This is a genomic window from Mesorhizobium sp. B2-1-3A (assembly GCF_006442655.1).
Lineage (GTDB): Bacteria > Pseudomonadota > Alphaproteobacteria > Rhizobiales > Rhizobiaceae > Mesorhizobium.
On record NZ_VFWK01000003.1, the window covers coordinates 465,957 to 491,656 of the forward strand.

At 63.2% G+C, this 25,700-nt stretch carries 19 protein-coding genes; 7 read left to right on the forward strand and 12 right to left on the reverse strand.

What is annotated here, in order from left to right:
- The first annotated feature begins 17 nt into the window (after positions 1-17).
- The 5 genes from FJ977_RS13575 to amrB all read left to right on the forward strand — a co-directional run bounded on the left by FJ977_RS13575 (position 18) and on the right by amrB (position 8,190).
- Positions 18-2,219 (forward strand): caspase family protein, encoded by a 2,202-nt coding sequence (locus tag FJ977_RS13575; protein WP_140772087.1) that lies wholly within the window; start codon positions 18-20, stop codon positions 2,217-2,219.
- Positions 2,220-2,337: 118 nt separating this feature from the next.
- The gene (locus FJ977_RS13580; protein WP_140772088.1) at positions 2,338-2,718 is read left to right on the forward strand and encodes a hypothetical protein; all 381 of its coding nucleotides are present in this window, start codon (positions 2,338-2,340) and stop codon (positions 2,716-2,718) included.
- Positions 2,715-3,431 (forward strand): hypothetical protein, encoded by a 717-nt coding sequence (locus FJ977_RS13585; protein ID WP_140772090.1) that lies wholly within the window; start codon positions 2,715-2,717, stop codon positions 3,429-3,431. Before FJ977_RS13580 ends, FJ977_RS13585 begins: the two co-directional genes overlap by 4 nt.
- Before the next feature lie 2 nt (positions 3,432-3,433).
- Entirely contained in the window at positions 3,434-6,466 is a 3,033-nt protein-coding gene (locus tag FJ977_RS13590; RefSeq protein WP_246683073.1) for a caspase family protein, read from the forward strand.
- A gap of 59 nt (positions 6,467-6,525) precedes the next feature.
- The gene (gene amrB / locus FJ977_RS13595; protein WP_140772091.1) at positions 6,526-8,190 is read left to right on the forward strand and encodes an AmmeMemoRadiSam system protein B; all 1,665 of its coding nucleotides are present in this window, start codon (positions 6,526-6,528) and stop codon (positions 8,188-8,190) included.
- Between the two features lie 154 nt (positions 8,191-8,344).
- On the opposite strand, the gene FJ977_RS13600 is transcribed toward amrB, so the two are convergent.
- On the reverse strand, positions 8,345-10,150 hold the full coding sequence (locus tag FJ977_RS13600) for a hypothetical protein (protein ID WP_246683075.1): 1,806 nt from the start codon (positions 10,148-10,150) through the stop codon (positions 8,345-8,347).
- 171 nt (positions 10,151-10,321) lie between these two features.
- Positions 10,322-11,416 (reverse strand): serine protease, encoded by a 1,095-nt coding sequence (locus tag FJ977_RS13605; RefSeq protein WP_140772095.1) that lies wholly within the window; start codon positions 11,414-11,416, stop codon positions 10,322-10,324.
- Between the two features lie 400 nt (positions 11,417-11,816).
- Here FJ977_RS13605 and FJ977_RS13610 point away from each other — a divergent pair, with 400 nt between their 5' ends.
- Positions 11,817-12,914 (forward strand): trypsin-like serine protease, encoded by a 1,098-nt coding sequence (locus tag FJ977_RS13610; protein WP_140772097.1) that lies wholly within the window; start codon positions 11,817-11,819, stop codon positions 12,912-12,914.
- Between the two features lie 91 nt (positions 12,915-13,005).
- On the opposite strand, the gene mgrA is transcribed toward FJ977_RS13610, so the two are convergent.
- From mgrA to FJ977_RS13645, 7 genes are all read right to left on the reverse strand, one after another.
- Positions 13,006-14,052, reverse strand: coding sequence for an L-glyceraldehyde 3-phosphate reductase (mgrA, locus tag FJ977_RS13615; protein WP_140772099.1), 1,047 nt, complete (start codon positions 14,050-14,052; stop codon positions 13,006-13,008).
- 136 nt (positions 14,053-14,188) lie between these two features.
- Positions 14,189-15,331, reverse strand: a complete 1,143-nt coding sequence (locus FJ977_RS13620; RefSeq protein ID WP_140772101.1) for a Gfo/Idh/MocA family oxidoreductase — start codon at positions 15,329-15,331, stop codon at positions 14,189-14,191.
- 11 nt (positions 15,332-15,342) lie between these two features.
- Positions 15,343-16,089, reverse strand: a complete 747-nt coding sequence (locus FJ977_RS13625; protein WP_140772103.1) for a sugar phosphate isomerase/epimerase — start codon at positions 16,087-16,089, stop codon at positions 15,343-15,345.
- A 51-nt stretch (positions 16,090-16,140) separates the two neighbouring features.
- The gene (locus FJ977_RS13630) at positions 16,141-17,244 is read right to left on the reverse strand and encodes an ABC transporter ATP-binding protein (RefSeq protein ID WP_140772105.1); all 1,104 of its coding nucleotides are present in this window, start codon (positions 17,242-17,244) and stop codon (positions 16,141-16,143) included.
- Between the two features lie 2 nt (positions 17,245-17,246).
- Positions 17,247-18,182 (reverse strand): carbohydrate ABC transporter permease, encoded by a 936-nt coding sequence (locus FJ977_RS13635; RefSeq protein ID WP_140772107.1) that lies wholly within the window; start codon positions 18,180-18,182, stop codon positions 17,247-17,249.
- Positions 18,175-19,068, reverse strand: coding sequence for a sugar ABC transporter permease (locus tag FJ977_RS13640; RefSeq protein ID WP_140772109.1), 894 nt, complete (start codon positions 19,066-19,068; stop codon positions 18,175-18,177). The genes FJ977_RS13635 and FJ977_RS13640 overlap by 8 nt, the downstream gene beginning before the upstream one ends.
- An 82-nt stretch (positions 19,069-19,150) precedes the next feature.
- A complete protein-coding gene (locus FJ977_RS13645) occupies positions 19,151-20,389 on the reverse strand; it encodes an ABC transporter substrate-binding protein (protein WP_140772111.1) in 1,239 nt (412 codons plus the stop codon).
- Positions 20,390-20,784: 395 nt separating this feature from the next.
- On the opposite strand from FJ977_RS13645, the gene FJ977_RS13650 reads away from it, so the two are divergent.
- Positions 20,785-21,828: a LacI family transcriptional regulator gene (locus FJ977_RS13650; RefSeq protein WP_140772113.1), complete on the forward strand. Its 1,044-nt coding sequence runs from the start codon at positions 20,785-20,787 to the stop codon at positions 21,826-21,828.
- 58 nt (positions 21,829-21,886) lie between these two features.
- On the opposite strand, the gene gndA is transcribed toward FJ977_RS13650, so the two are convergent.
- The 3 genes from gndA to FJ977_RS13665 form a co-directional block, all read right to left on the reverse strand.
- Positions 21,887-23,314, reverse strand: coding sequence for an NADP-dependent phosphogluconate dehydrogenase (gene gndA / locus FJ977_RS13655; protein WP_140772115.1), 1,428 nt, complete (start codon positions 23,312-23,314; stop codon positions 21,887-21,889).
- A 181-nt stretch (positions 23,315-23,495) separates the two neighbouring features.
- A complete protein-coding gene (locus tag FJ977_RS13660; RefSeq protein ID WP_181179813.1) occupies positions 23,496-25,103 on the reverse strand; it encodes a copper resistance CopC/CopD family protein in 1,608 nt (535 codons plus the stop codon).
- A 74-nt stretch (positions 25,104-25,177) separates the two neighbouring features.
- On the reverse strand, positions 25,178-25,696 hold the full coding sequence (locus FJ977_RS13665) for a YcnI family protein (protein ID WP_140772119.1): 519 nt from the start codon (positions 25,694-25,696) through the stop codon (positions 25,178-25,180).
- Positions 25,697-25,700 lie beyond the last annotated feature (4 nt).

Sequence of the window (25,700 nt, forward strand, 5' to 3'; positions counted from 1 at the left end):
GGGCTTGGGGAAGCAATATGATCAAATTGACACGTCGGACGCTGCTTGTCGGCACGTCCGCGCTGATGGCGGCCGGTACGGTTTCGTTCCGGGCACTTGCGGCATCGCGCACCTATCATGCGCTGCTGGTGGCCTGCACCGAATATCCTGCCCTGCCGCAGAGAAACTGGCTGATCGGGCCGAAGAACGATGCCGGCCTGGTGCACGAATATCTGCTGAAAAACGTGCCGGACCCGGTGCGGTTCGCGCCGGAGAACGTCACGCTGCTCGCCAAGGATGTGCCCGGCGCCAAAGACTTGCCGACCCATGCGGCGATCAAGGCGGCCCTGGCAGACCTTGCGGCCAAGGTTCAGCGCGACGATTTCGTCTATCTGCATCTGTCGGGCCATGGCGCCCAGCAGCCTGAAATGGTCAAGGGCGACGAGACCGACGGGCTCGACGAGATTTTCCTGCCGGTCGACATCGAGAAGTGGATCAACCGCGATGCCGGCGTGCCGAACGCGCTGGTCGACAATGAGATCGGCGACGCGCTCGATGCGATCCGCGACAAGGGTGCGTTTGTCTGGGCCGTGTTCGACTGCTGCCATTCCGGCACTGCGACCCGAGCCGTCGAGGTCGATGACGAGTCGGAGCGCAAGGTCGAATTCGCCGATCTGGTCGGCGGCGACGAGGCCGCAAGGGCGGCGGCCGTCAAGACCTATGAGGACACTGTCGCAAGCGCGTCGCGCGGCCTTGACGAGAATGGCGCGCGCAAGCCCGCCTTCAACCTGACGCCGACCGGCGCCGAGCCGATCACCAAGGGCAAGCTGGTTGCCTTCTACGCCGCTCAGACGGTGGAGACGACGCCGGAGATGCCGCTGCCCAAGGGTACGGCGGACGCGCCACGCTTTGGCCTTTTCACCTTCACCATCCTGTCGAAGCTCGCCGAAAATCCAAACGTCACCTATCGCCAGCTTGGCCAGGCCGTTCTGCAGCAATATTCGGCCGACAGCCGCACCCGGCCGACGCCGCTGTTCGAGGGCGAACTCGACGCGCGCGTCTTCGGCACCGACAAGACGGACGCGGTCATGCAGTGGCCCATCGTCGTCAAGGACGGTGAGGCGTCGATCGGCGCCGGGCTGCTGCATCGCCTGACGCCCGGCAGCAAGCTTGCCATCCTGCCTTCGGCGCTGTCGCCGCTATCCGACGCAGTCGGCTATCTCGAAGTGCGGTCGGCAAAGAACCTGGAGAGCCAGGTCAAGCCGGTCGAGTTCGAGAAGAAGCCTGCGCTGAAGCTCGCCGACATTCCCGCCAACGCCTATGCGCGGGTGGCGGAGATCGCCGTCGACTACAAGCTCACCGTGGCGCGGCCGGCCGCGACCAAGGGACTGGAGAAGGAAACCACGCTGGTCAATTCGGTTCTCGACGAACTGGCCGCGGCGCAGGAAACCGGCTTCAACATCGAACTGGTCGATCCCGGCAAGAGCGCCGAGTTGCGCTTCGCCGTGATGCGCGAGAACGCCATTGCAGGCGCCGCCGGGGACGCCACCGACAAACCGGCGCTGTGGTTCCTGCCGGCGTCCGGCGACGTGACCTTGAAGGACGGCAGCAAGCCGCCGCTGGTCATCATCCATCGCGACGACCGCCAGAAGCTGGTCGACGCCACGACCAGGAATTTGCGCACCATCTTCCGCGCCACCGGCCTTTCGCGGCTGGCGGCGGCCTCCGATTACAAGCCCGAGGATGTCGACGTCCAGTTCCAGGTCAAACGCCGCGACAAGGATGGGCTCGAACCCTTGCAGGCTTCCGCGGTGCCGCGCGTCTCACCCGGCGATGAGGTGCATGTGCTGGCCAAGAACAGCTCGGACCAGCTGGTCGACATCAACGTACTCTATGTCGGCAGCGACTATTCGATCACCCACATCGTCGCCGAGCGCCTCGCGCCGCGGGCCACGCTGGAGGAAGGGCTGCTCGCCTTCACCGACACCAGCTTCGGCATGGAGCGGATGATCGCGGTGCTGACCGAGGCGCCGCCGGAAAGCGAAAAGGAAGATCTGAGCTTCCTGGCGCAGGAAGGCGTCACGTCGATAACGCGCGGCCTCGGTCCCGCCAGTTTCTCCGACATGCTCGCCGATATCGGCATGGCGCCGCCGACCCGCTCGGTGATGCGGCTTGCCGACAAGGGGGGCCCGAAGGGCGCGGTGATGATCTTCCCGATGGAGACGGTGCCGCGCGCCTGAGCTCCGCCACCGGGCCGCACGGCCCTGGTGCCGGCTCTTGCGCGATTGGCGCGATATGAGAACATTCCCAGCCGCGGCCAAGAGCCTAGGCGGCAGGATGAAGCAGATAGGATCGATTGTGACGAAGTCTATTTTCTCCTGGCGCGGAACGGTTGCCGGACTTGCCGGCGGCCTGTTGCTGATTGCCAATGCCTCGGCCCAGGACAGCTGCGGCCTCTGCGCCAAGCAGGTGATCATCAATTCGGAACTGGCAACGTGCTTCCTCGACCAGTACGACCAGTTCGCCAAAACCAGCAGTGACGCGGTAGTGGTGGATCTTTCGAGTTGCGCCTCACGCGGCGTGGTCGAAGCCTTGCCGTCGCCCAACAAGGCGCCGGCGGAGCCGGACGTGCAGTTCATTGTTTCGCGCCCGCAGCTCGCATGCCTGAAAAAGCAGCTTGAGGCGCCCGGCGTGGTGCTTGATCCCTCCGTCACCATCGAACTGGACAGCTGCAAATGAAGAAGCCGGGGGGCACGACAAACACGACGAAGCAGACACAGGCGGCCGCGCCCGCCAAGACGCCGGCGGCGAAGCAGACGTTGCCGGAGACGACGGAAGGTTTTCCCTGGCCAAGCAGCCATGAGATCAAGAAGGAGAGCAATCCCTTTACCGATCGCGACTGGCGCATGCTCGTCTATGCCTGGTCGGGCATGCTGGTGCGTTTCGCCATCATCTTCACCCTGGCATTCTCGGTCTACCAGTTCCTGGCCAACCAGGAACAGAAGCGCGTCGAACAGACCATGTCGCTGGTCGAACTCTGGGAAACCAAGGACTACCAGCAGGCGCAGCGGGCCTTGAAGGATCGTCTCTCTGCCCTCAACGCCAAATACGACAATCTGCTCAGCGCCAACCCCTCGCCGACGGAAGAACAGGTTTTCCGGCAACGCATCGGTATCGAGGCGATGACAGCCTCGGGTGGTGACATGCCCCTCGCCGATTTCGGCGAGAATTTCGACCGCATCGTCTACTTCCTCAACCGCCTATCCTTTTGCGTCGATGGCGACCTGTGTTCGCGCAAGGTGACCGACGCTTATTTCCGTGACTATGCCGTCTCGTTCTGGAGTTATTTTGCCGGCTATATCGACAAGCAGCGCAAGGCGGGTTCGCCTACTTTCGCCACGGCGATCGAGGCTTATGTTCGCAACGGGCAACCGGCGGCTGAAGCGAAATAGCGATGGGAAAAGCCAGGATCAGCGTCCGCCTCATGCGTGCCTGCTGCTGGTTGGCCATGGCTGGAGCGTTGCTCACGGCCCCGGTCGCCCGCGCCGAGGACGCCCCGGATTTCCACCTCGACCTCGATACCGGAGGCCATACCGCACGGATTGCCGACCTCGCCTTCACTCCTGACGGCGAGGACCTCGTCTCGGCATCCGACGACAAGACCATCCGCATCTGGGATTGGCAGAGCGGGGTGACGCTGCGCACCATACGCGGCTATCTCGGCGGTGGCAGCGACGGCAAGATCTTCGCGGTGGCCGTCTCGCCGGACGGCAAGACGATCGCCGCCGGCGGCTATTTCGGCGTCGGCCTCGGCGACAAGCCGCCCTATGGCGACATCAGGCTGTTCGACTTCGCCACCGGCAAGATCAAGGCCGTGCTCAAGGCCGCCGACTACGCGACCTATGACCTCGCCTTCTCTCCCGATGGCAAGACCCTGGCTGCCGGTGGTGGCGACGGCGTCGTCTATCTCTGGCGGCTCGACGACAAATCAGCAAACGGCTGGACGCTGGACAGGAAGCTCGATGCCGATTCCTGGCACATCGACAAGCTGGCCTTCGGCGCTGCGGGAACCCGGCTGGCGGCAACGACGACCGACAACGGCGTCCGGCTCTGGGATATCGCCAAGGGCGAGGAAATTGCCTTGCCTGATGAGGCCGAACAACTGCGGGACGTCAGCGTCCTGGCGCTGGCTGTCTCGCAGGATGGCAGCCTGTTCGCCACCGGCGGCAAGGACGGGCAGGTCCAGCTTTGGCGCGCCGCCGACGGCACGCTGGTGCGCGCCATGCCGAAGCAGGATTTCCTCATCGGCTCGCTGACTTTTGCAAAGGGATCACGGCTGGTCGCCTCCTGCGGCTACCGCTGCGCCGACAAGCACCGCTCCACCGTCTGGAACACCGACACCGGCGAGATGCTGCTCGACTACAGCGGCCATGACGGCAGCGTCTATGCCAGCGCCGTCAATGCCGACGGCTCGCTGGTGGCGACCGCCGGCGGCACCCGCAACGCCATCCAGGTCTGGGACCCGGCGACCGGCGAACGCAAGGCCTTGCTGCAGGGTTTGGGCGAACCGGTGACCGCGATCGGCATCGATCCGACAAACGGCGTCATCGCCTGGGGCAATACCAACCCCTGCCCCGAGCGCGTGGCTTGCCCGGAGCAGCTGGGCGCATTGGACAAAAGGCTGGAACTGCCCACCACCGAGCGGTTCTTCGATGACCCTCAGCCCCTCACCGAGCCAGGCTCGTTTACCCGTGCAGCACTTGCCGACGGCCAGTGGTCGCTGCACGCCGCGGCAGGCGGCAAGGACGCGCTGGAAAATGCGGTGCTGGAGATCGTCAATGGCGGCAAGGTGGTGCACTCGATCGAGAACGATGCCACCAACGGCTTTGCCCATTCCGCCTTCACGCTGATCGATAGCGGGCTTGGCCTGATCACCGGCGGCAGTGACGGCACGCTGCTGGAATACAGGGCCGCGACCGCCAGGGTCTCCGGCGAATTCACCGGCCATACCGGCGAAATCAATGCCATGGTCGCGTCGGAGAAAGCCGGCCTGCTCGTCACCGGCAGTGCCGACCAGACAGTGAGGTTGTGGAACCTGAAGACGCACGAGCTGATCGTGTCGATGTTCTTTGCCGGCTCGCAATGGATCGCCTGGATGCCGCAGGGCTACTATTATTCCTCCGACGAAGGCGACAAGCTGATCGGCTGGCACGTCAACCAGGGCCGCGACCATGAAGGCCGCTTCATCCGCGCCGGCCAGTTGAAGAAATACCTCTGGAGCCCGGAAATGGTGCGCCGGGCGATCATCCTGCGCAGCGCCAAACAGGCGGTCAAGGAGATGCGGCCGGGCGTCGACAACGAGCTGCAGAAGCTCCTGCAGCGCAAGCCGCCGGAATTCGGCATCCGCCTCGCCGCCGACCAGAGCAAGGTTCGCGACGGTTACGTCGCCGTCGAGATAACAGGCGCCAAGGAAGCCGGCACCGATGTCGCCGGCTTCTCGATCCTGTCGAACAGCCGCAATGTCGGCGACATCGCCACGCGCTCGGCGGACGGCAACGGCACCATCGTCGAGGTGCCGGTCGAGGATGGCCAAAACACCATCCGCATCACCGGCACCAACGAGTATGGCTATCTGACCGAACGCAGCGTGACGGCGCTGGCGAGAAAGACCGAGAAGGCCGAGGCCAAGGGCAAGCTCTATGTCGCGGTCATCGGCGTCGACAAATATCCGTTCCTGACCGACGCCTGTTCCGGCCGCGCCTGCGATTTGCGCTACCCCGTCGACGATGCCACCGAGTTCCTCAAGGTGGTCGCACAGAAATCGGCGCCTTTGTTCTCGTCGATGGAATCGCTGGTGCTGGTCAACCGCGAAGCGCTCGACGAGAACCCCGACAAAGCCCAGCAGACCTACACGGTCGCCAGCGCCGACACCATCATGGAGCCGGATTCGCATACGATCGACGACCAGCTTGCGGACTTTCTCGACAAGCCCGGCGAGCACGACACCACCATCGTCTTCGTCGCCGGCCATGGCATCAACATCGACGAGGACTACTATTTCATCCCGACCGACGGCCGCAAGCAGGATGCCGATCGCTGGAAGCGCTCCTCGCTTGTCGACTGGGGTGACATCCAGAAATCGGTCGAGCGGGCCAAGGGCATGCGCTTCATGCTGCTCGACACCTGCCATGCCGCCAACGCCTTCAACCCCCGCCTGGAAAAGGATGCGCAGGACGCACGCATCGTCGTCTTTTCAGCCACGGCCGCCAACAACACCGCCGCGGAACTGCCGGAGCTCGGCCACGGCGTCTTCACCTATTCGATCCTCGAAGGCTTGCGCGGCAAGGCAAGAACATCCGATGGCGGTGTGACGCTGTTTGGGCTTGCCGATTTCATTTCACGCGAGGTGGTGCGGCTGACCTCTTCGAAGCAGAAGCCGTTCTACTATGTCGGCGGCGTGGAGAATATCGTGTTGGCCGAGCCGTGAGCAGGCCGGGCCTGCGCCAAGGCATCCCCCTCGCGCGATCGTGGCCCGGTATCGCGGCAATGCTGCTATTGCTTCTCACGCTGCCTCTCCCCACCTTCGCCGCCCCTGTCGTCTGCCCACCCGGCACGGAAGACTTTCCGCCTTTCTACGACGACGCGACACTCTTCAGAGATGCCGTCGCCAGCGTCGCCGATGTCCAGCCATCCAGCCAGCGGCTGACCGGCATCACGGTACCGCATCATCTGCTGGCCGCCGACTTGGTGGCGCTTGGTTTCCGAGCCGCGTCCGGCTTCCGCTACAAGCGCATCGTCATCCTGTCGCCGGACCATTTCCACAAGACGAACAAGCTCTACGCCACCACGGCGCGCGGCTTCGACACCGTGCTCGGCCCCGTGGCAGCCGACAGCGATGCGGTGCGCCTTCTGGAAGCACATGGCGACATGGTCGAAGAGTCCTGCCTGTTCGACAAGGAACATGGCGTGCGCGCCATGCTGCCGTTCCTGCATCACTATTTCCCCGAGGCGAAGATCGTGCCGGTGGCGATGTCGGTGAAGGCGAAACGCGGCGACTGGGACAGGCTGGCCGAGGCGCTCAAAGCCATCGTCGATCGGGACACGCTGATCGTCGAATCCACCGATTTCTCACACTATCTGCCGCAGCATGACGCGCGCCGCTTCGACCAGCAGACGCTGAACATGCTGGCCGCAGGCTCGCTCGACGGCGTCGCCGCGCTTCGCCAGCCCGATCATGCCGATTCCGTCGGCGCGCTCTACATCCAGACCAGGCTGCAGCGTGAATTGTTCGGCGCCCAGCCGCTGGTTGTCGCCAACGAGAATTCGCAGGAACGCACGTCCGACTATGTCGAGCGGACCACCAGCTATGTGGTGGCGCTGTTCGGAGCCTTCGGCCCCGGCTTCAACAACCCGGCGCGGCCAAAGGACAGGATCTACTATATCGCCGGCGACGTGAATTTCGGCCGCGCCATGAAGAAGATCCTGCTGCGCGACACCGTTGCCGACAAGATCGTCGACAGTGTCCTGGCGCTGACCGGATCGCGGCCGCTGATCGTCAATCTCGAAGGTGTCATCCTGCCCAACGTGCCGGAAGCGATCGACGACATGACGCTGGCCATGCCGGAGGATCTCGCCACCAGCATGCTGAAGCGGCTGCATGTTGCCGGCGTCGGCCTGGCCAACAATCATGCCTACGATCTCGGCCCATCAGGCTATGCCGAGACTCTGCGTGCCCTGGACGTGGCCGGCATCCCGCATTTCGGCCAGGGAGAAACGCTGGCGCTTGCCGATCTCGATCTTGTCGGCCTCACCGACATCGACACCAACGGCTCGAAGAACACCGACCTCTTGACCCCTGCCTTGCTCGACCGGCTGCTGCACGACAATGCGCGGCGTCCGGTGGTCGCCTTCGTTCATTGGGGCCGTGAGTACAAGACAGAACCGTCGCTGCGCGAAGACATGCTTGCCGACCAGATGCGCCTGCGCGGCGTCTCGGCCATTGTCGGCGGCCATCCGCATGTGTCGAGCGAGGCGATCGTCCCGCTTGCCGGCGGCGACGTGGCGGAGGTCTATTCGCTCGGCAATTTCCTGTTCGACCAGAGCGCGCAACGCTCGTCAGGATCGATGCTGGAACTGCGCGTCTTCCCCCAGGGCACGATCTTCACCAGGCTCATCCCGCTGCCCAACTATTTCGAGATGGGCCGGACGTAGCATTGCCCGATCAAGGTATGTTGAGATTCAGGTCAGGCCGAGCCGAAAATGGCTGATACCGAGAACCGGAGCGGAGCGTACTTTTCGTACGTGAGCACCGGAAGCGCAGGTATCAGCCATTTGCAGGCCGGCATCACCTGAATATCGACATACCTTAGCAACTGCCCATCTGGCGGGGCAGATAGCACGCCGCTGGTTCGGTCCTGGTCTCGAACAGCGACTGCTTCGGCCGGAAATAGAAGAAGGTCACCGGCTTGCTCTCGCGCACGCTGCCGTCGGCAAAATGCGCGGCGATGCTGAAACGATGGATCGACGACATCGCCGACCACATCTTCAGCCGCGCCGTGTAGGCGCTGACATTCTTGTTGCCGCGCACTGGCATGGCGATCGTGTAGTCATGCTTGCCGATCGGGAATTCGATGTTCTGGTAGCGCATCGCTTCCGGGTTGCCGCCACCGCCATCACCGCATTCGGCCATCGATTCGGGAATCTCGAAGACCGCCATGGTCATCTGGGCACGGAAGGGCTCGCTCTGCTGGAAGACTTTGCCCTGATCGTCGGCCCAGGAATAATCGAACTTGCCGATCGCGTTCAGCGTCATCGCCTGGTTGAAATTGCCGAGATAGTCGCCGACTTCGCCGAACTTGACCTTGTTGGCGAGCTGGCTGCGGCAGACGTTCAGGCTGTCGGCCGAGGGGCAGGAAAAACGCCCTGTCTCCAGGCTGGCCGTATCGACGCCGGCCTCGTCGAGCACGCTCTTGATCGACACGTCGACGCCCTCGCCGAAGCCGCCGATGTCCTTGGTGAACATGCGGCTTGGCTGGCCGGTCGGATTGCCCTCCTCGTCCACGGCGGTGAACTGGATCGACATCTTCATGTCCTTGGCATCGCCCCAGCCATTGTTGATGATCGAGAAATCCGGCCTGAAGCCGATGCAGCCGAAATGTTCCGAGATCGACAGCATCGGCTTGCGATAGGCGTCGCTGGCGGCGACCTTCATTTCCAGACTGTCGAGCTTGACCCTGGACTGATCCTTGGTGCCGAGATCGACTTCGGCAAAGGCCGGGCTATTCTCCCAGTCCGGACCGTCATAGACATTGCCGGTCCTGACCTGCCCGGTGCCGTTCCAGGCATCGTTGTAGAGGTTGTCCTCCGGATAGATCGCGATGTCGTCGTCGCGCACCAGATGCTGGTATTTCAAGTCGGCCTGCTGGGTCATGCGCTGATCGACCACAACGCCGATCTCGACCTTGTCGGCGTCGCCGCCACCCGCCTGCGCCTTGAGCAGGCCGCCGACCCTGGCATCGGCCAGCACGTCGGGACGCGAGCCTCCGACCTCCTTGCCCATTACCCACTGCGATGTATAGACCGTGCCGCCGGCGAGCCGTGTGGTACCTTTGCCGTTCTTCAATCCATCGACAAAATAGCCGGCAAAGATCTCGCCGGTTTTCGACAGCAACCGGCCCCCGCCATTCGGGACGCCGCCAACGAATTGGCCCTCATAGCGGTTGCCGTCGGCATCGACACGAATGCCCTGCCCGTTGAGTAGCCCGGCGGACCAGTGCCCCTCGAACACCTCGCCCGAGCGCAGGTCGAGCCGGCCCTGCCCATCGGGGCGGCCGTTTCTGACGTCCCCGAAATAGCTGGAATAGACCGTCTTCGGGTCATAGCTCGCCGAGCCACGCACCCGCCACACCAACCTGCCCTTGCCGTTGATGGTGCCGTCTTCGGCTATCGTCCGGTCGGGCGACTGGCCGGCCGCCGGCTCCCAAACGAAATCGAGGTTCTTCTCCGGATGGAAATCCCAGACACGCACGGTCCTGCGCAGCACGGAGCGTGTGTCGGCCTGATAGAGGATCTGCACCCGCTCCGCCCAGGCACCGCCGACAGAGGCGGGATCGGCAAAAGCCGTCGAAAGCATCAACGCGCCCAGCATCGATGCGGCCACGACCCCTAACATTGCCCTTGCCCGCGCCATCCTCTTGAACCCCCTGGATGCCTCGCCCCCTTGGCAGGCCAAGCGTAATCGGCGAGCCTGCCTCGTGCAAGAGAAGCCCGTGCTGAACGATCGGCACGAAAAAAGGCGACGGGATTGATCCGCCGCCTCTTTTCGCAACCGCGCGAGCGCGTGTTATTTATACAGGCTGTTGATCCACTGGACGTTTGCGGCGTTCAGGCGCACGGCGGTATTCGCGTCGGGGCTTTCCGCCACGTTGACGCCGGTGATGATGCGCTGCTTGGAGTTGGTGTCATAGGCATAGACCGAGCTGCCGCTCGACCCCGGGAACGTATCGCAGTCATACTGGAAATATTCCGGAGCGATGTTCTCGGCATGCACTTCGCAGCTTGTCTTCCACATCGTGCCCATAGGCTTGTCACCGGGGTAGCCGACGAGGTTGGCGGTGAAGTCACCGAGATCGTCATAGTTGGAATAGCCAAGCCAGCCAAGGTTGGTGCCGACATCCTGCTTCAGCGTGATGATGCCCAGGTCCCAAGGGATCACCGAGCCATAATAGCCCTGGTAGTTGTCGATGAAGCCCTGCAGCACATAGGCGCTTTCATAGCTGAAGGCACCGAAGGGTGCGTCGTCGGCAGTGCTGCCATTGAGGCCCGGCACGAACAGATATTCCGAGAGCCAGTCCTTGTCCTCATGGCTGTAGAGGCAGTGCGCTGCGGTGAGCACCGTGCGCGGGCCAATCAGCGTTGCCGAGCAGCTGCCATAGCTGCCGGTCTTCGGCGACTTGGCTTCGAGATAGCCGATTGCCGAGAACGGATAGGTCTTGGTGTTCTTGACCTGCTCGCGATCATCGGGGCCGAAAACCTGACGGCCGGCTTCGCCCTCGCCGAGCCCGGGGTCTTCGGTCTTGCGCTGGACCCCATCCGCTCCATTGGCCGGAGCGTTCAGTTCTTTGATGATGAGATCGCGCAGAGCTTCGCTCGGCTCGATCTTGATCTCCTTGCCATCGGCGGACCGTCCGACGATGCCATAGGATTTGACAGCCGTCGCCTCGTCGGCAAGCGGCGCGGCGCGGCTGTCTTCGTCGGTAAGCTTCGGCGTGGTGATCGGTTTTGCCCGACCGGCCTTGAAGTCGCCTGAAGATACATCCCGCATACTTTCGCCATTGCCGGCACTGGCGGAGCCAGGATCGGCGGCGAAGACCGGGACCGTCCACATTGCGGTGGAAAGCAATGCGGACGCTATCATAAGGTTTGTCAGTTTTGTCATGGTGAGACTCTCCCAAAAGTCAGCAAGGACTGGATCAAAATACAGAAATATTGTCGAGATCGTGGTGACGCCGAAAAATGAGTTTGCTCGCCGGCATCCCCTGCGGGCGTTCTTCTAGGCTGTCATTTTCAAGGCCCCCGCCAAAAAAATTCTGCACGGGTATATTGCCTAAAATAATCCAAGATTGGCAATGACAAATCGCTTCCACGTAGCCCGTGGGGGGCTATAGGATTTTGTGCGGGTTCTGCTCGCGGGCACGGTTAGCAAAAGTGGGATTCGGTTTTGTGACCGATCGCGCACCGTTTCGATGCGGCGCGCGTGCGGATCGTTGAACCGGCAACACCTCCTTGCACAATGCCCGGCGTCGATCCGCACGGGAGAAATGTCTCAGGAGGTTCAGGTGCACATCACAAATCGGTTCGGGCCAATCGCTGCCGCATCGCTGCTTGGCGTTGCTGCTACCGTTGCATTCATCAACACCGTTCGGGCGGACGAGAGCACCGTCAGGCCGGAAGCGGCCATCTCGCCGATGCAGCGGGTGACCGATGCCAGGGCCAAGGCAGCGGCGGAGAACCCCGACGGCGCCGACCGCGTCTATGGCGGCAACCAGGCCGAAAAGGGCGCCTATCCGTTCCAGGTCGCGCTGCTCACCACCGCCAGGCTGGACGAGAACCCGGCTTCGCAGGCCAATGCGCAATTCTGCGGCGGCAGCCTGATCGCGCCGCAATGGGTGCTGACGGCGGCGCACTGCCTCAACGACAAGGGCGAGCCGATCTCGCCGGACTCGGTCACGGTGCTGACCGGTGCCACCGACCTCAGCGAAGGCAAGCGCCACAAGGTGGTGGAGGTCATCGTCAACGAGGGTTACAGCGAGCAGACGCTCGACAACGACCTCGGCCTGCTCCGGCTTGCCGAGCCGGCCGACGCGCCGACCATCAAGCTTGCCCGCGAGGCGACCCCCGACAACGGCAAGACCACCGTAACCGGCTGGGGCAAGATGCAGGACGGAACGTTCCCGACCACGCTGATGGTCGCCGATCTCGATCTGCAGCCGAACAGTGCCTGCAACAGCGGCATCAAGGCCATCTACGCGCATGACCTGAAGGCGGCACTTGGCGATCTGTCCCATCGCATGCGCTACTCCGAAAAGGGCATTGATGCCGCCGCCAATGCGATCGCCGCCGACATGACCGATCCGTTGACCGGCAACATGATCTGCGCCGGTACCACCAGTGGTGTGCGTGATGCCTGCAATGGCGACAGCGGCGGCCCGCTGTTCATGACCGGCGCCGACGGCCCGGTCCAGGTCGGTGTCGTCAGCTGGGGCGAAGGCCCGGCCGACGGCAGCGCGGCCTGCGGCCACAAGGACGCCTATGGCATCTACACGCGGCTGGCCAACTACAGTGGCTGGATCGAGGCGAAGATGAAGACCCCAGCTCCCGCGCCGGCAAAGCCGAAGGCAGGGCTGGGTACAGCCCAGAAACCAGCCACGCCCTGAGGCCCGGCCATTTGCGTCCACGTCAAAACGGCGGGACATGTCCCGCCGTTTTGTTTGCCGGCTTGCCAGGCGAGCCCATTTCCTGGCGAGCCTACTTTCTCGCCGGGCCTTTGCGCTCGGCGGAGGCCGCCCACAGATTGATGTCGGATTCGCGCGCGTAGCCATCGATCTCAGCCAATTCGGCGTCGCTGAAGTCAAGCACCTTCAGCGCGCCGACGCAGTCTTCGACCTGTTCCGGCCGGCTGGCGCCGATCAGTGCCGACGTTACCTTGCCCTTGCGCAGCACCCAGGCCAGCGCCATCTGCGCCAGCGTCTGGCCGCGCTTGCCGGCAATGACGTTGAGTGCCTTGATGTTGGCGATGGTCTTGTCATTGATGAAAGCTGTCTTCAGCGACTTGCCCTGCGTGGCGCGGCTGCCCTCGGGGATACCACCGAGATATTTGTCGGTCAGCATACCCTGGGCCAACGGCGAGAACACGATCGAGCCGACGCCGAGCCCTTCCAGCGTGTCGAGCAACCCATCTTCCTCGACCCAGCGGTTCAGCATCGAATAGCTCGGCTGGTGAATGACACAGGGTGTGCCGAGCTGCCTTAATATGTCGGCCGCCTCGCGGGTGCGCTGCGAGTTGTAGGACGAGATGCCGGCATAGAGCGCCTTGCCTGAGCGCACCGCATGGTCGAGCGCGCCCATGGTTTCTTCGAGTGGCGTGTCGGGATCGAAGCGGTGCGAATAGAAGATATCGACATAGTCGAGCCCCATCCGCTTCAGGCTCTGGTCGAGGCTGGCCAGCATGTATTTGCGCCCGCCCCATTCGCCGTAGGGCCCGGCCCACATTTCATAGCCTGCCTTGGTCGAGATAATCAGTTCGTCCCGGTAGCCGTCGAAATCGGTGCGCAGGATTTCGCCGAAGGCGGTCTCGGCCGAACCGGGCGGTGGCCCGTAATTGTTGGCGAGGTCGAAATGGGTGATGCCGAGATCGAACGCCTTGCGGACGATCGCCTGCTTGGTCTGGTGCGGCGTATCGTTGCCGAAATTGTGCCACAGACCGAGCGAGATCGCCGGCAGCTTGAGGCCGGACCGTCCGCAACGGTTGTAGATCATTTTTTCATAGCGATTTTCGGCGGCGACATAGGGCATGGGGAAATCCTCGGATTTGAAAAAGGACGGGCACGGCAATTGCGTGCGCAATGGCCAAGCCCAGCGCCCCACCCTTTAGCCTCTCCCCGAGCAAACGGGGAGAGGGGCACCCAAAATTATCGATAATCCTTGCGGCCTACTTCTTCTTCGCCAGCAGCTCCTTGGCTGCCTTGACGCCAAGCGCGGCCGGCCGGTCGCAAGTCGTCTGCATGACGACGAACTTGCCGGTTTCGCCGGAGCGCAGGATACCGGTCATGACATCGACGGCATGCAGCGCCAGTTCCATCGAACAGCGGTGCGGCCGCTCCTCGACGATCGCCAGCGCCATGTCGGCGAGGCCTGACGTGCGATAATTGGCCATCATGCCCTGGCCGTGCATTTCATTCGGGACGCCAAGCGGGTGCTTCCATTTCGGCAGCTTCTTGACCGGCTTGCCCTCCTCGGTGAAGCCTACGTCGCCGCCGAAGAAGTTCGGATCCGGCACGAAGACCGTGCCCGCCTCGCCATAGAGCTCCATCGGCGCGTGGCCATGGGCCCAGACATCCCAGCTGGTGTTGAGCGTCACCACGGCACCGTTCTCGAATTCAAGAACGGCATGGATAGTGGTCGGCGTGTTGACCGGGATTTTTTCGCCCGCGCGCGGTTTCGATGAAATCGTCCGCTCCTTGGCAGGCGTCGTCGCGAAGGCCGCCACCTGCTTCACCGGCCCGATCAGCTGGATCAGGTTGGTGATGTAGTACGGCCCGATGTCGAGCACCGGTCCGGCGCCCGGCTGGAAGAAGAAATCCGGATTCGGGTGCCAGTGTTCCATGCCGTGGCCCATGACATGGCAGGTACCGCTGGTGATCTTGCCGAGCTTCCCCTCATCGATCAGCTCACGCACCAGCTGGTGCGCGCCACCGAGGAAAGTGTCGGGCGCCGAGCCGATGCGCAGCCCCTTCTTCTCGGCGCGTGCCTTGAGATCCTGGCCCTCCTTGAGCGAGAGCACGAACGGCTTTTCCGAATAGACGTGCTTGCCTGCGTCGAGCACCTGTTTCGACACTTCGTAATGCACCGCCGGGATCGTCAGGTTGACGATGATATCGATGTCGTCGGCCTTGAACAGGTCCTCGACGGTCTCGGCGCGCAGCTTGAATTCCTTCGCCCGCGCCCTGGCCGCGTCCATGTTGATGTCGGCGCAGGCACGCATCTCGATGCCGCGAAACAACGGCGCCAGCGAGAAATACGCCTTCGAGATGTTGCCGCAGCCGATAACGCCAATACCCAGTTTCTTTGCCATGGTGATCGGTCCTAGTAATTCTTGACGGTTGCGATCGAACGTCGGGCGAAACGCTCGATGTCGTTGGGGTTGTCCTGTTCCATGACAAAGTATTCTGCCGCGCTCCTGGCCCGCAGCAGCTTGATCAGGCCTGCCCAGTCGATGGTGCCGTGGCCGACATCCGACCAGCCGTCCTCATCCAGGCCTTCGCCCGGCCTGGCGATGTCCTTCACATGCACGGCGACGATGCGCTTGCCATGCTTTTCGATCCAGGGCTGTGGATCGGCGCCGCCGCGCACCACCCAGGCGAGATCCATCTCCCAGCCGATACCGGGGGCGGAAGACAGGATGTGATCCTGCGGCACCGAGCCGTCGGCAAGTGCCTTGAACTCGAAATCATGGTTGTGCCAGGCAAAACCATAACCGGCCTTCGAGGCCGCCTCGCCAACCTTGGCCAGGCGCTCGCCGAAGCCGCGCCAGCCGGCGGCGTCCGACGGCCTGTCCTCCGCCATCAGATAGGGGCAGATCAAAAGCTTGATGCCGAGCGCCTCGGCGATCCTGCGCACGCCGTCGAAATCCTTCTCCAGCGCATCGATGGAGAAATGCCCGGTCGGCATGGAAAGGCCGTTCTTGTCGAGTTCGGCGCGGAAGGCCTTGGGATTTTCATAGACACCGCCGAAGCCTTCGACTTGCGTGTAGCCGAGCTTGCCGAGTGTGGCGAGCACGCCCTCCCAGGGTTGGAAATTGCGGGCGCTGTAAAGTTGGAATGACCAGTTCATCGTCTCTGTCCGTTTGCTTGTGGAGTGTCTTTGGAAGGATGGTTCTGGAAGCTACATACGGTTGCCGGATGGGGTATCGAACAGCGAGGCGCGGGCCGGGTCGAAGCCGATCCGGACCGGGTCGCCGGTGCGCAGCGTCTTTTCCGCCTCGACGCGGAAGGAAAAATTACGGCCGCCGAGCTTTGTCCACACCAGTGTATCGGAGCCCATCGGCTCGACGATCTCAACCGCCGACTCGGCCGTGAATGGCATTGCCTTGGCCGCATCTCCAAAGGCGATGTGCTCGGGCCTGATGCCGAACACGCAGGGTTTGCCGGCGCCGCCGCCATCCTTGTCGAACTCATATCGGTCGAGCCGTATCGAAACGCCATCGGCGGCGAACGCAGGGCTATCGCCCGTTTCCAGTTGACCCTCGATGAAATTCATCGCCGGCGAACCCAGGAACCCGGCGACAAACCGGTTGACCGGCCGGTTGTAGATGGTTTGCGGCGCGTCCAACTGCTGGATGACGCCGCCCTTCATCACCGCGATGCGATCGGCGAGCGTCATCGCCTCGATCTGGTCGTGGGTGACGTAGATCATGGTGTTCTGCAATTTGCGGTGCAAGAGCTTGATCTCGACGCGCAGTTCCGAGCGCAGCTTGGCGTCGAGGTTGGACAGCGGCTCGTCGAACAGGAAGACATCGACATCGCGCACCAGTGCCCGCCCGATCGCAACGCGCTGGCGCTGGCCGCCGGAAAGCGCGGAGGGCTTGCGTTGCAGCAGCGGCTCGATCTGCAGGATCTCCGCGGCGCGCGCGATGCGCCTGGCGATCTCGTCCCTGGGCACGCCCGCGACACGCAGGCCGAAGGACAGGTTCTTCTCCACCGTCATTTGCGGATAGAGCGCATAGGACTGGAACACCATGCCGATGCCGCGATCCTTGGGCTCTTCCCAGGTGACGTTCTTGCCCTTGATGAACACGCGGCCCTTCGAAATGTCGAGCAACCCGGCAATGCAGTTGAGCAAGGTCGACTTGCCGCAGCCGGAGGGCCCCAAAAGCACGATGAACTCGCCCTCGGCGATATCGAGATTGAGTGTCTGCAGAACCGACACCGCGCCATAGTTCAGCGACAGGTCCTGGATCGATACGCTGGGGTTTGCGATTTCGGCCATCCTCACCCTTTCACCGCGCCGGCAGCGATGCCACGCACGAAAAGCCTGCCGGAAATGAAGTAGATGACGAGCGGGACCAGTCCGGTCAGGATGGTGGCCGCCATGTTGACGTTGTATTCCTTCACGCCCTGCACCGAATTGACGATGTTGTTGAGCTGCACCGTCATCGGATAGGTGTCGGGGCGCGTATAGACGACCCCGAACAGGAAGTCGTTCCAGATGCCCGTGACCTGCAGGATGACGGCGACGACGAAGATCGGCAGCGACATCGGCAGCATGATGCGCAGGTAGATGCCCCAGAAACCGGCGCCGTCGACACGCGCCGCCCGGAACAATTCCTCCGGCATGGAGGTGAAATAGTTGCGGAACAGAAGCGTCAGGATCGGCATGCCGAAAATCGAGTGGACGACCACCAGTCCGCTGAGGCTGCCATAGAGCCCGATCTCGCGCAGGATGATGACGATCGGATAGATCATCACCTGGTAGGGGATGAAGGCGCCGACGATCAGGATGATGAAGAAGGTGTCGGCGCCCTTGAAGCGCCAGTTGGCCAGGGCGTAGCCGTTTACGGACGCGATCGCGATCGACAGGATCACCGAGGGGACGGTGATGCGAACGGAGTTCCAGAAGCCGCGCGAAAGCCCATCGCAATTGAGGCCGGTGCAGGCCGTCGACCACGCCTTGACCCACGGCTCGAAAGTGATCTCGAGCGGTGGCGAAAAGATGTTGCCGAGGCGGATTTCCGGCATGCCCTTGAGCGAGGTGACGACCATCACATAGAGCGGCAAGAGGTAGTAGAGCGCCACGACGACGAGCGTGCCATAGAGAAAGATGTTGCGGCGAGAGAACATGTGGCGCGGCTTCGACCCGCTCGGCCCCGAGGCGTCGGCACGAATGGCGCCGGACGGCGCGGACAGGGAAACGGCATGGTCAGACACGCTTCCTGCCTCCGAATTCGAGATAGGCCCACGGCACGATGACGATCATCACCGAGAGCAGCATCATGGTCGAGGCGGCAAAGCCCTGGCCGAGATTCTGGGCGAAGAACATGTAGTCGTAGACATATTTTGCCGGCACTTCGGAGGCGATGCCCGGCCCGCCACTGGTCTGGGCGACGACGAGGTCATAGACCTTGACGATGCCCGACGCGATGATGACCAGCGTGGTGATGAAGACCGGCCGCATCATCGGGATGATGATGAACAGATAGGTCTTCCACATCGGTATCCCGTCCACCCGGGCGGCCTTCCAGATATCCTCGTCTATGCCGCGCAGGCCGGCCAGCATCAGGCACATGATGAGCCCGGTGCCTTGCCAGAGCGCCGCGATCGATATGCCGTAGATGACGATGCTGGAATTGTAGAGCGGATCGAAATTGAAGCTCGTCCAGCCAAGGCTTCGTATCACGCCCTGGATTCCGAAATCCGGATTGAGCAGCCATTGCCAGACAAGGCCGGTCACGATGAAGGACAACGCGAAGGGATAGAGGAAGATGGTGCGAAACGTGTCCTCGAAGCGGATCTTCTGGTCGAGCAGCGCCGCCAGGATGAAACCGATCACCAGTGAGAACACCAGCGAGATCACGCCGTAGATCAGAAGATTCTCGATCGAAACCAGCCAGCGCGGCGTCGCCCACAACCGGTAATACTGGTCGAGGCCGACGAAATTCAGCCGCGGCAGCAGCTTCGAATTGGTGAAGGAATAGAGCACCGTCCACGCCGTGCCGCCAACGAATACCACCAGCGCGGTGAGGATCATCGGGATCGAAGCGATCTTCGCATTGAGGTTGCGAAAAAGCTGGTTCGGGCGTTCGCTCTTGCTCATCTCGCCAGCCGCGTTGAAAGGGGTAAGGTGGTCACTCCCGGTCCTGCGCCTGCAAGACCGGGAGTTGGGAGGACCCGGGCGGTCAGTCAGCCGTGGCGATGATGTCGGCGAAGCGCTTCTGCGCCTCTTCCACGGTCATCTCCGGCTTGGCGAAGAACTCGGAGAACAGGTCCTCCTTCTGCTTCTGGCTGTCCTGCGAAAGCAGCTGGTCGGTCCAGGGGATGACGGCGCCCTTGGCCAGGATGGCGAGGCCTTTCTTCATGCAATCGTTGGCTGCGTTGAGGTCGACGTCGCCACGCACCGGCAGCGAGCCTTTCTTGAGATTGAAGGCGACCTGCGTCTTGGGATCGAGCAAGGTCTCGGCCAGCACTTCCTGCGCCTTGGCCTTCTCGCCATCCTTGAGCAACGGGAAGTAGAAGGCATCGCCACCGGTGGCGATGACCTCGTTCAGGCCAAGGCCGGGAAGGCAGGTATAGTCCTTGCCGGCGGTCTTGCCGGCGACCTGGAACTCGCCTTGCGCCCAATCGCCCATGATCTGGCCGCCGGCCTTGCCGGTGATGACCATGTTGGTGGCCTGGTTCCAGTCCTGCACATTGGTGTTCTTGGCCATCTTGCGCGCATCGTCGGCCGCTTTGAACACCTTGGCGACTTCCGGACCGGCCGCGAACTTGGCGTCCTTGTCCTTGTAGACCTTGAGGAAGGTGTCGGTGCCGCCGACCGCGGCAAGCAGCACGTCGAAGGCGCCGGACGACTGCCAGGCCTGCCCTCCCACCGCCAGCGGGACAATGCCTGCCTTCTCCAACGCCGGCGCCGCCGCCACATACTCATTCCAGTCCTTCGGCACCGGCACGCCGGCCTTCTCGAACGCGGCGTTCGACAGCCACAGCCACTGCCAGGAATGGATGTTGACTGGCACGCAGTAGATCTTGCCGTCGATGGTGCAGCTGTCGAGCAGGCTCTTCGGCCGCACGACCTCGGTCCATTTGCCCTTGGTGGCGACATCGGTCAGGTCGCGCATCAGGCCGGCCTGCACCAGTTCCTCCGCTTGCCGTCCGTGATTGAACTGGGTGGCGCCCATCGGGTCGCCGCCGGTGATGCGGCTGATCATGATCGGCCGTGCGGTGCCGCCGGACCCGGCAATCGCGCCGTCGACCCAGTGATTGCCTGTGGCATCGAAGGCTTTGGCGAGTTCCGCGACCGCCGCCGCCTCGCCACCGGAAGTCCACCAATGAGTGACTTCCAGGTCCGTCGCTGCCGCCGGGCCGGCGAACTGCAGCGCGGCCGTTGCCGCCAGCGCGGCGGTCAGAAATTTGTATCGCATTTCGGTTCCTCCCAGAATCTGAAACGTTACAGATTTTCGATACGGCAATTGCGAGGATGGCGCAACCCCAGGCGTAAACCCGACAGGTATTTTTTCGAGCCGCGAATAAAATGCTCCCATCGGCTGCTACATTGTGCGCCGCAATATGAGCAATCGCATCGCAAAACAGGCCGTAGGCTCATGAAAATCGGCAAGGAACATGCCGAAATGGCGTTTGACCTTAAATTCTCAAGGGAATTTCACGGCCACCCAAATTCGTCATCGGCGCGACGAGATTGGCAATCTGTAACGTTTCAGTATATTGACGCATTGCCGGGCTTGAAATCGTGCTTCGCGGCAATCGCGAAGATTGCCGGGCCGCCCGGCGACTGCTATGCGCCTGACGGGCGGGACGAATGGACAGACAGCGTACGGACAGGAACGAGGAAGCGTCGGCGCAGGAACGGCCGACGTTGAAGACGCTCGCCTTCATGACCGGGCTTGGCGTCACCACCGTGTCTCGTGCGCTGAAGGACGCGCCGGAGATCGGCGCCGAGACCAGGCGGCGTGTCCAGCTCGTCGCCAAGCAGATCGGCTACCGCCCGAACCGCGCCGGCGTCAGGCTCAGAACCGGCAAGACCAATGTCATCAGTCTTGTGCTGAACACCGAGCACGAGCTCATGAGCTTCGTCTCGGATATCATCTATGGCGTGACCGAGGTCATCGCCGATACGCCCTACCACCTGATCGTCACGCCATACTCGCGCTCGCAGGATCCGCTGGATCCGGTGCGCTATCTGGTCGAGACCGGATCAGCCGACGGCGTCATCATCTCCCGCACGCAGCCGAACGATCCCCGGGCCCGCTACATGCTGGAGCGCGGCATTCCCTTTGCCACGCATGGCCGCACCGACATGGGGCTGGTGCATCCCTATCATGATTTCGACAACTACGCCTTTGCGAACGAGGCTGTGCGCTATCTCGCCGGCAGGGGCCGCAGCCGCCTTGCCCTTGTCACGCCGCCCGTTGGCCTCACCTATTACGGCCATACGGTGAACGGCTTCGTCGATGCTCTGAGCGAAGTCGGCGCCAGCGAGGTGCCGTTCAACACCGTTTCCATCGATCAATCGATCGAGCAGATCAGGATGCGGACCGCGCAGTTGATGCGGCGCAAGGACCGGCCGGACGGTTTTGTCAGCAGCGCCGCCGCCGCCACGCTCGCCATCGTGGCCGGCATCGAGGATGCCGGCCTCAAGCTCGGCCGCGACGTCGACGTGGTGTCGAAACAATCCTCGGAGTTGCTGCATTTGTTCCGGCGGGAACTGCTCGTCGTCAACGAGAGCTTCCGGCTGGCCGGCTCCGAGCTTGCCCGCGCCGTGCTCGGCTGGATCGGTGGCGCCGCACCCGGCTCATTGCAGACGCTGAGCAAGCCGAGCGAGGTTTTGCCCTATCGCGGCTGACCTGGCGCGACCTGAGCATCAGCTCAGGCCAAACCGCCATCTACAGGCCGGCCCTGCTTCAGCCAGCCGCGCCGCTGCCCCAGGGACCGTGGAAAGCCCCCTGCTCGCCGATGCGTTCGAAGCCGTGCGCGCCGAAGAAGTCGCGCTGCGCCTGGATCAGGTTCGAGGTGCCGCGGCCCTGGCGATAGCTGTCGAAATAGGCAAGCGCGGAAGACAGCGCCGGCACCGGCGCGCCGGCTTCGGAAGCCCTTGCCACGATACGCCGCAGCGACGGATGCGCCTCCTGCATCAAGCTGATGAAAGCCGGCGCCATCAAAAGGTTGGTCGAAGCGCCGCCGCTGCTGAAGGCTTCTGCCATCGTATCCAGCATCTGCGAACGGATAATGCAGCCGGCGCGCCAGATCTTGGCGATGGTCGGCATCGGCAGGTTCCAGTTGAACTCCTTCGAGGCACCGCTCATCACGGCAAAACCCTGCGCGTAGGCGGCGATCTTGCCGGCGAACAGCGCCAGTTCGAGGTCTTTCAGCAGTGCGTCCTTGTCACCGGAAATCTTCGACACGCCGATAGTGCCATAGGCTTTTTCCGCCGCAAGCCGCTCATCCTTGATCGACGACAGCACGCGCGCCGCCACCGCGGCCTCGATCGCGGTTGCCGGAATGCCGAGCTGCTGTGCCTCGATGACGGACCATTTGCCGGTGCCCTTCTGCCCGGCACGATCGAGGATGATGTCGACCACCGGCTTGCCGGTCTTGGGATCGTCGGCCGCCAGCACCTTGGCGGTGATCTCGATCAGGTAGGAGTTGAGCCGGCCCTTGTTCCAGTTTTCGAAGACCGTGCCGATCTCCTTCGGCCCCATGCCCAGACCATCGCGCAGAATGCCGTAGATCTCGGCGATCATCTGCATGTCGGCATATTCGATGCCGTTGTGGATGGTCTTGACGAAATGCCCGGCGCCATCGGTGCCGAGCCATGCCGCGCACGGTTCGTCCTTGAACTTGGCGGAGATGGCGGTCAGCACCTTCTCGACCCGCTTCCAACTATCTTCCGTGCCGCCGACCATGATCGACGGGCCATGGCGCGCGCCCTCCTCGCCACCGGACACGCCCATGCCGATGAAGGTCAGGCCGGAGCCCGACAGCTCGGAGAAGCGCCGCATCGTATCGCGGAAATTGGCATTGCCGGCATCGATGACGATGTCGTTGTTGGACAGCACGCCGCGCAAGGCTTCGATCTGTTCGTCGACCGGCTTGCCGGCCAGCACCATGATGATGATCGGACGCGGCGGCCGGATCGCGGCGGCCAGTTCCTCCAGGCTGTAGCAGGGGACAACCATGTTCTTCAGCGCGCCGGCATTCTCGACGAAGGCGTCGGTGCGCGCCCGGGTGCGGTTGAAGACGGCGATGCGGTGCCCGTGTTCGGCGATGTTCAGCGCCAGGTTGGAGCCCATCGTGCCAAGGCCGATCAGGCCGATTTCGGCTTGTTCCATCGTTTCTTCCCTGCTTTCGGATCTTGTTGGTTGGAGCCGCGATTTGGTGGGATGCCCAGTCTTCCCAAGTTGCCCACTCTTCCCAAGATGATTGACGGCCCTTTCGGGCCGCGTCAACCGCCTCGCCGATTTGTGTTGCAAGCAGGACACTGGACCGCGTCGCAAGCGGCCATATAGACCATCACGGCCTGATGTCCACCGGCGCTTCGATCTTCACCATCTCGAAGTCCGAGACCAGTATGTCGAGGCGCACTGTCCAGCGGCCGGGAATCGGGATGACGAGGTTGTCCACGCGCCAGCTGCCGTCTCCGGGTTTGGTCGCCACGCGCTTCAGCGGTTCGATGCCGGAATCGGGTTTCGACAGCACCAGCGTCACTTCCTTGGCGTCGAGCGGCCCGAAATCACCGGTCATGATGATCATCGAGGCGGCGACCGAGCCAGCATGGCCCGGCGTGATGCTGAGATCGGCCATCGCCTGCAGCGTGTGGATGTGAACCGAGACCGGCTGCGCCGCCGCGATCGCCAGGGCGCGCGGCGGTGGCGTGAAGCGCCAGCCGGCAGCAACCCCGAAGATTGCCAGTACGATCAGCATTTCGGCGCCGATCGAGCGTGTGAGCCTGCGCTGCACCTCCGTTGATCCCGCCTCGGCCGAGGCGGTGAGCCTCCAGCGATTGATGGCGGCCAGCGTGAACAGGAAGATCAGCAGCACGAGCTTGACCAGCAGCAGCCGGCCATAGGCGGTGCCGATCAGCGCCGAGGGCGTCTGCACCTGAATGACGGCCAATACGATCCCGGCTACCGTGAGCATGGCCACGGCAGGCAGGATCGCCCGCGAGAAGCGACGCAGGAAACCGACAGCGTCGGTCGTCCGATGCTTGAGCGCGAGACCGAGCGGCACCAGGGCGCCGGCCCAGAAGGCGATGCCCGCGCCATGCACAAACACCATGGGCCGCGTCAGCCATTGCGGCTCGGCAGCGCTGGCGTGGCCGCTGGCGGCGAGCGCGGCGCCGACACCGGCAAGGCCGGCAAGGGCAAACGGCTTGGCCGCCACACGCGGTCCGGCCAGCGACAGCAGACCGAGTCCCAGCGCGATCAGGGCGACCAGCACCGTCCAGCCAAAGCTGGTGCCCAGCCCGGTCCGCCAGATCACCGGCTGCGCCAGATGGCTGAGCGGCGCTCCTAGCGCATCGAGCCCCTGAAAGCCGAGCGACAACGGTGCCGCCAGCAGCCCGCACAGGATCGCCGCCGCGACAAATCGCTGACCGGCGCGGCCATCCCCGGCCAGCCAGGCAAGGGCGAAAGCGCCGCCGACACCGAGGAAAAGGCCCGCATAGAGGAGGATCTTGCCGATCCAGATCGCCGATCGCTGCGGCCAGTCGACCGCCTCGGACACGACGGGCGGCTCGCTTGGCGCGCCGATGGAAAACAAGAGCGAGCCGCCAACCGGATGGCCGTCGGCGGAAATGACACGCCAGCTCAGCACATGCGTGCCGGATTTGAGGGCCTGCGGATTGTCGATCTCGACCGTCTGGTCGCTGAGGCGGAAGGATGTCAGCGCAACCGGCGTGCCGTCGGGCTTCACCAGCGTCAGCACCAGGGGCGAAACCGGCTCGCTGAAGGTCAGCGAAAACTGTGCCGGAGCCTGCATCAGCACCGCACCGTCGGCCGGGTCGGTCTTGATCAGCGCGGCATGGGCAAAGGCCTGATTTGTCGAAGCGATGACAATGAACGCCACGGCCAGCAGCCCGCAGGCGATCCAGCCTACGAGCTTGCCGGTGGTATCGGCCATCCGAAACGGTATTGCGGTCATGCCATGCCATGGGAATGCGGTGCGCTCCGGCAAGCAGAGCGCACCAGGGAAAGTTATTTCTTCGGTGTCAGCTTTATGCCGGGCGCCGGGTTCTCCAGTGCGTCTTCATCCTGCCCGGCTGCCGGGATCTCGATCCAGCGGTCGGTGGCGCCGTCGCATTCCTGCACCACGGGGAAATAGAGCATCTGGCCTACGGGCAGATCCGCCGTCAGCGTCGCGCGGAAGACGAACTCGTCATAGAATTCATCCGGCAGATTGCCGCCGCTCCAGTCGACTTCCTTGACGCCGTCGCTCACCGCCTGACCATAGAGCTGGTAGGATTTTTCATATTTGCCCTTCTTGGTCTGCAGCGTCCAGCCAGGCTTCGGCATAGGCTTCACCGCGATCACCCCTTCCGGAATCTGCACGCGCACGGCGGTCGTCGCCTTGCCGTCGCAGCCATGCGGCACGCGCAGCACTGCCTTGTAGGTTGAGCCGACGGGCGCCTCCTGGGTTTCGAGCGTGATGTGCGCGAAGGCGGCATTGGTCCCCAGCGCGAGAAGCGCGCCAGCCGCCAAAAGATACTTGTTCATGATG

Excerpts from the sequence above, each read along its gene's own strand:
- FJ977_RS13650 (WP_140772113.1), top strand. The coding sequence starts at position 20,785 with ATGGACAGACAGCGTACGGACAGGAACGAGGAAGCGTCGGCGCAGGAA.
- FJ977_RS13665 (WP_140772119.1), bottom strand. The coding sequence starts at position 25,696 with ATGAACAAGTATCTTTTGGCGGCTGGCGCGCTTCTCGCGCTGGGGACC.
- FJ977_RS13625 (WP_140772103.1), bottom strand. The coding sequence starts at position 16,089 with ATGAACTGGTCATTCCAACTTTACAGCGCCCGCAATTTCCAACCCTGG.
- FJ977_RS13600 (WP_246683075.1), bottom strand. The coding sequence starts at position 10,150 with ATGTTAGGGGTCGTGGCCGCATCGATGCTGGGCGCGTTGATGCTTTCG.
- amrB (WP_140772091.1), top strand. The coding sequence starts at position 6,526 with ATGCTGCTATTGCTTCTCACGCTGCCTCTCCCCACCTTCGCCGCCCCT.
- FJ977_RS13630 (WP_140772105.1), bottom strand. The coding sequence starts at position 17,244 with ATGGCCGAAATCGCAAACCCCAGCGTATCGATCCAGGACCTGTCGCTG.
- FJ977_RS13660 (WP_181179813.1), bottom strand. The coding sequence starts at position 25,103 with ATGGCCGATACCACCGGCAAGCTCGTAGGCTGGATCGCCTGCGGGCTG.
- FJ977_RS13620 (WP_140772101.1), bottom strand. The coding sequence starts at position 15,331 with ATGGCAAAGAAACTGGGTATTGGCGTTATCGGCTGCGGCAACATCTCG.
- gndA (WP_140772115.1), bottom strand. The coding sequence starts at position 23,314 with ATGGAACAAGCCGAAATCGGCCTGATCGGCCTTGGCACGATGGGCTCC.
- FJ977_RS13640 (WP_140772109.1), bottom strand. The coding sequence starts at position 19,068 with ATGAGCAAGAGCGAACGCCCGAACCAGCTTTTTCGCAACCTCAATGCG.
- FJ977_RS13605 (WP_140772095.1), bottom strand. The coding sequence starts at position 11,416 with ATGACAAAACTGACAAACCTTATGATAGCGTCCGCATTGCTTTCCACC.
- FJ977_RS13575 (WP_140772087.1), top strand. The coding sequence starts at position 18 with ATGATCAAATTGACACGTCGGACGCTGCTTGTCGGCACGTCCGCGCTG.
- FJ977_RS13590 (WP_246683073.1), top strand. The coding sequence starts at position 3,434 with ATGGGAAAAGCCAGGATCAGCGTCCGCCTCATGCGTGCCTGCTGCTGG.
- FJ977_RS13645 (WP_140772111.1), bottom strand. The coding sequence starts at position 20,389 with ATGCGATACAAATTTCTGACCGCCGCGCTGGCGGCAACGGCCGCGCTG.
- FJ977_RS13585 (WP_140772090.1), top strand. The coding sequence starts at position 2,715 with ATGAAGAAGCCGGGGGGCACGACAAACACGACGAAGCAGACACAGGCG.
- mgrA (WP_140772099.1), bottom strand. The coding sequence starts at position 14,052 with ATGCCCTATGTCGCCGCCGAAAATCGCTATGAAAAAATGATCTACAAC.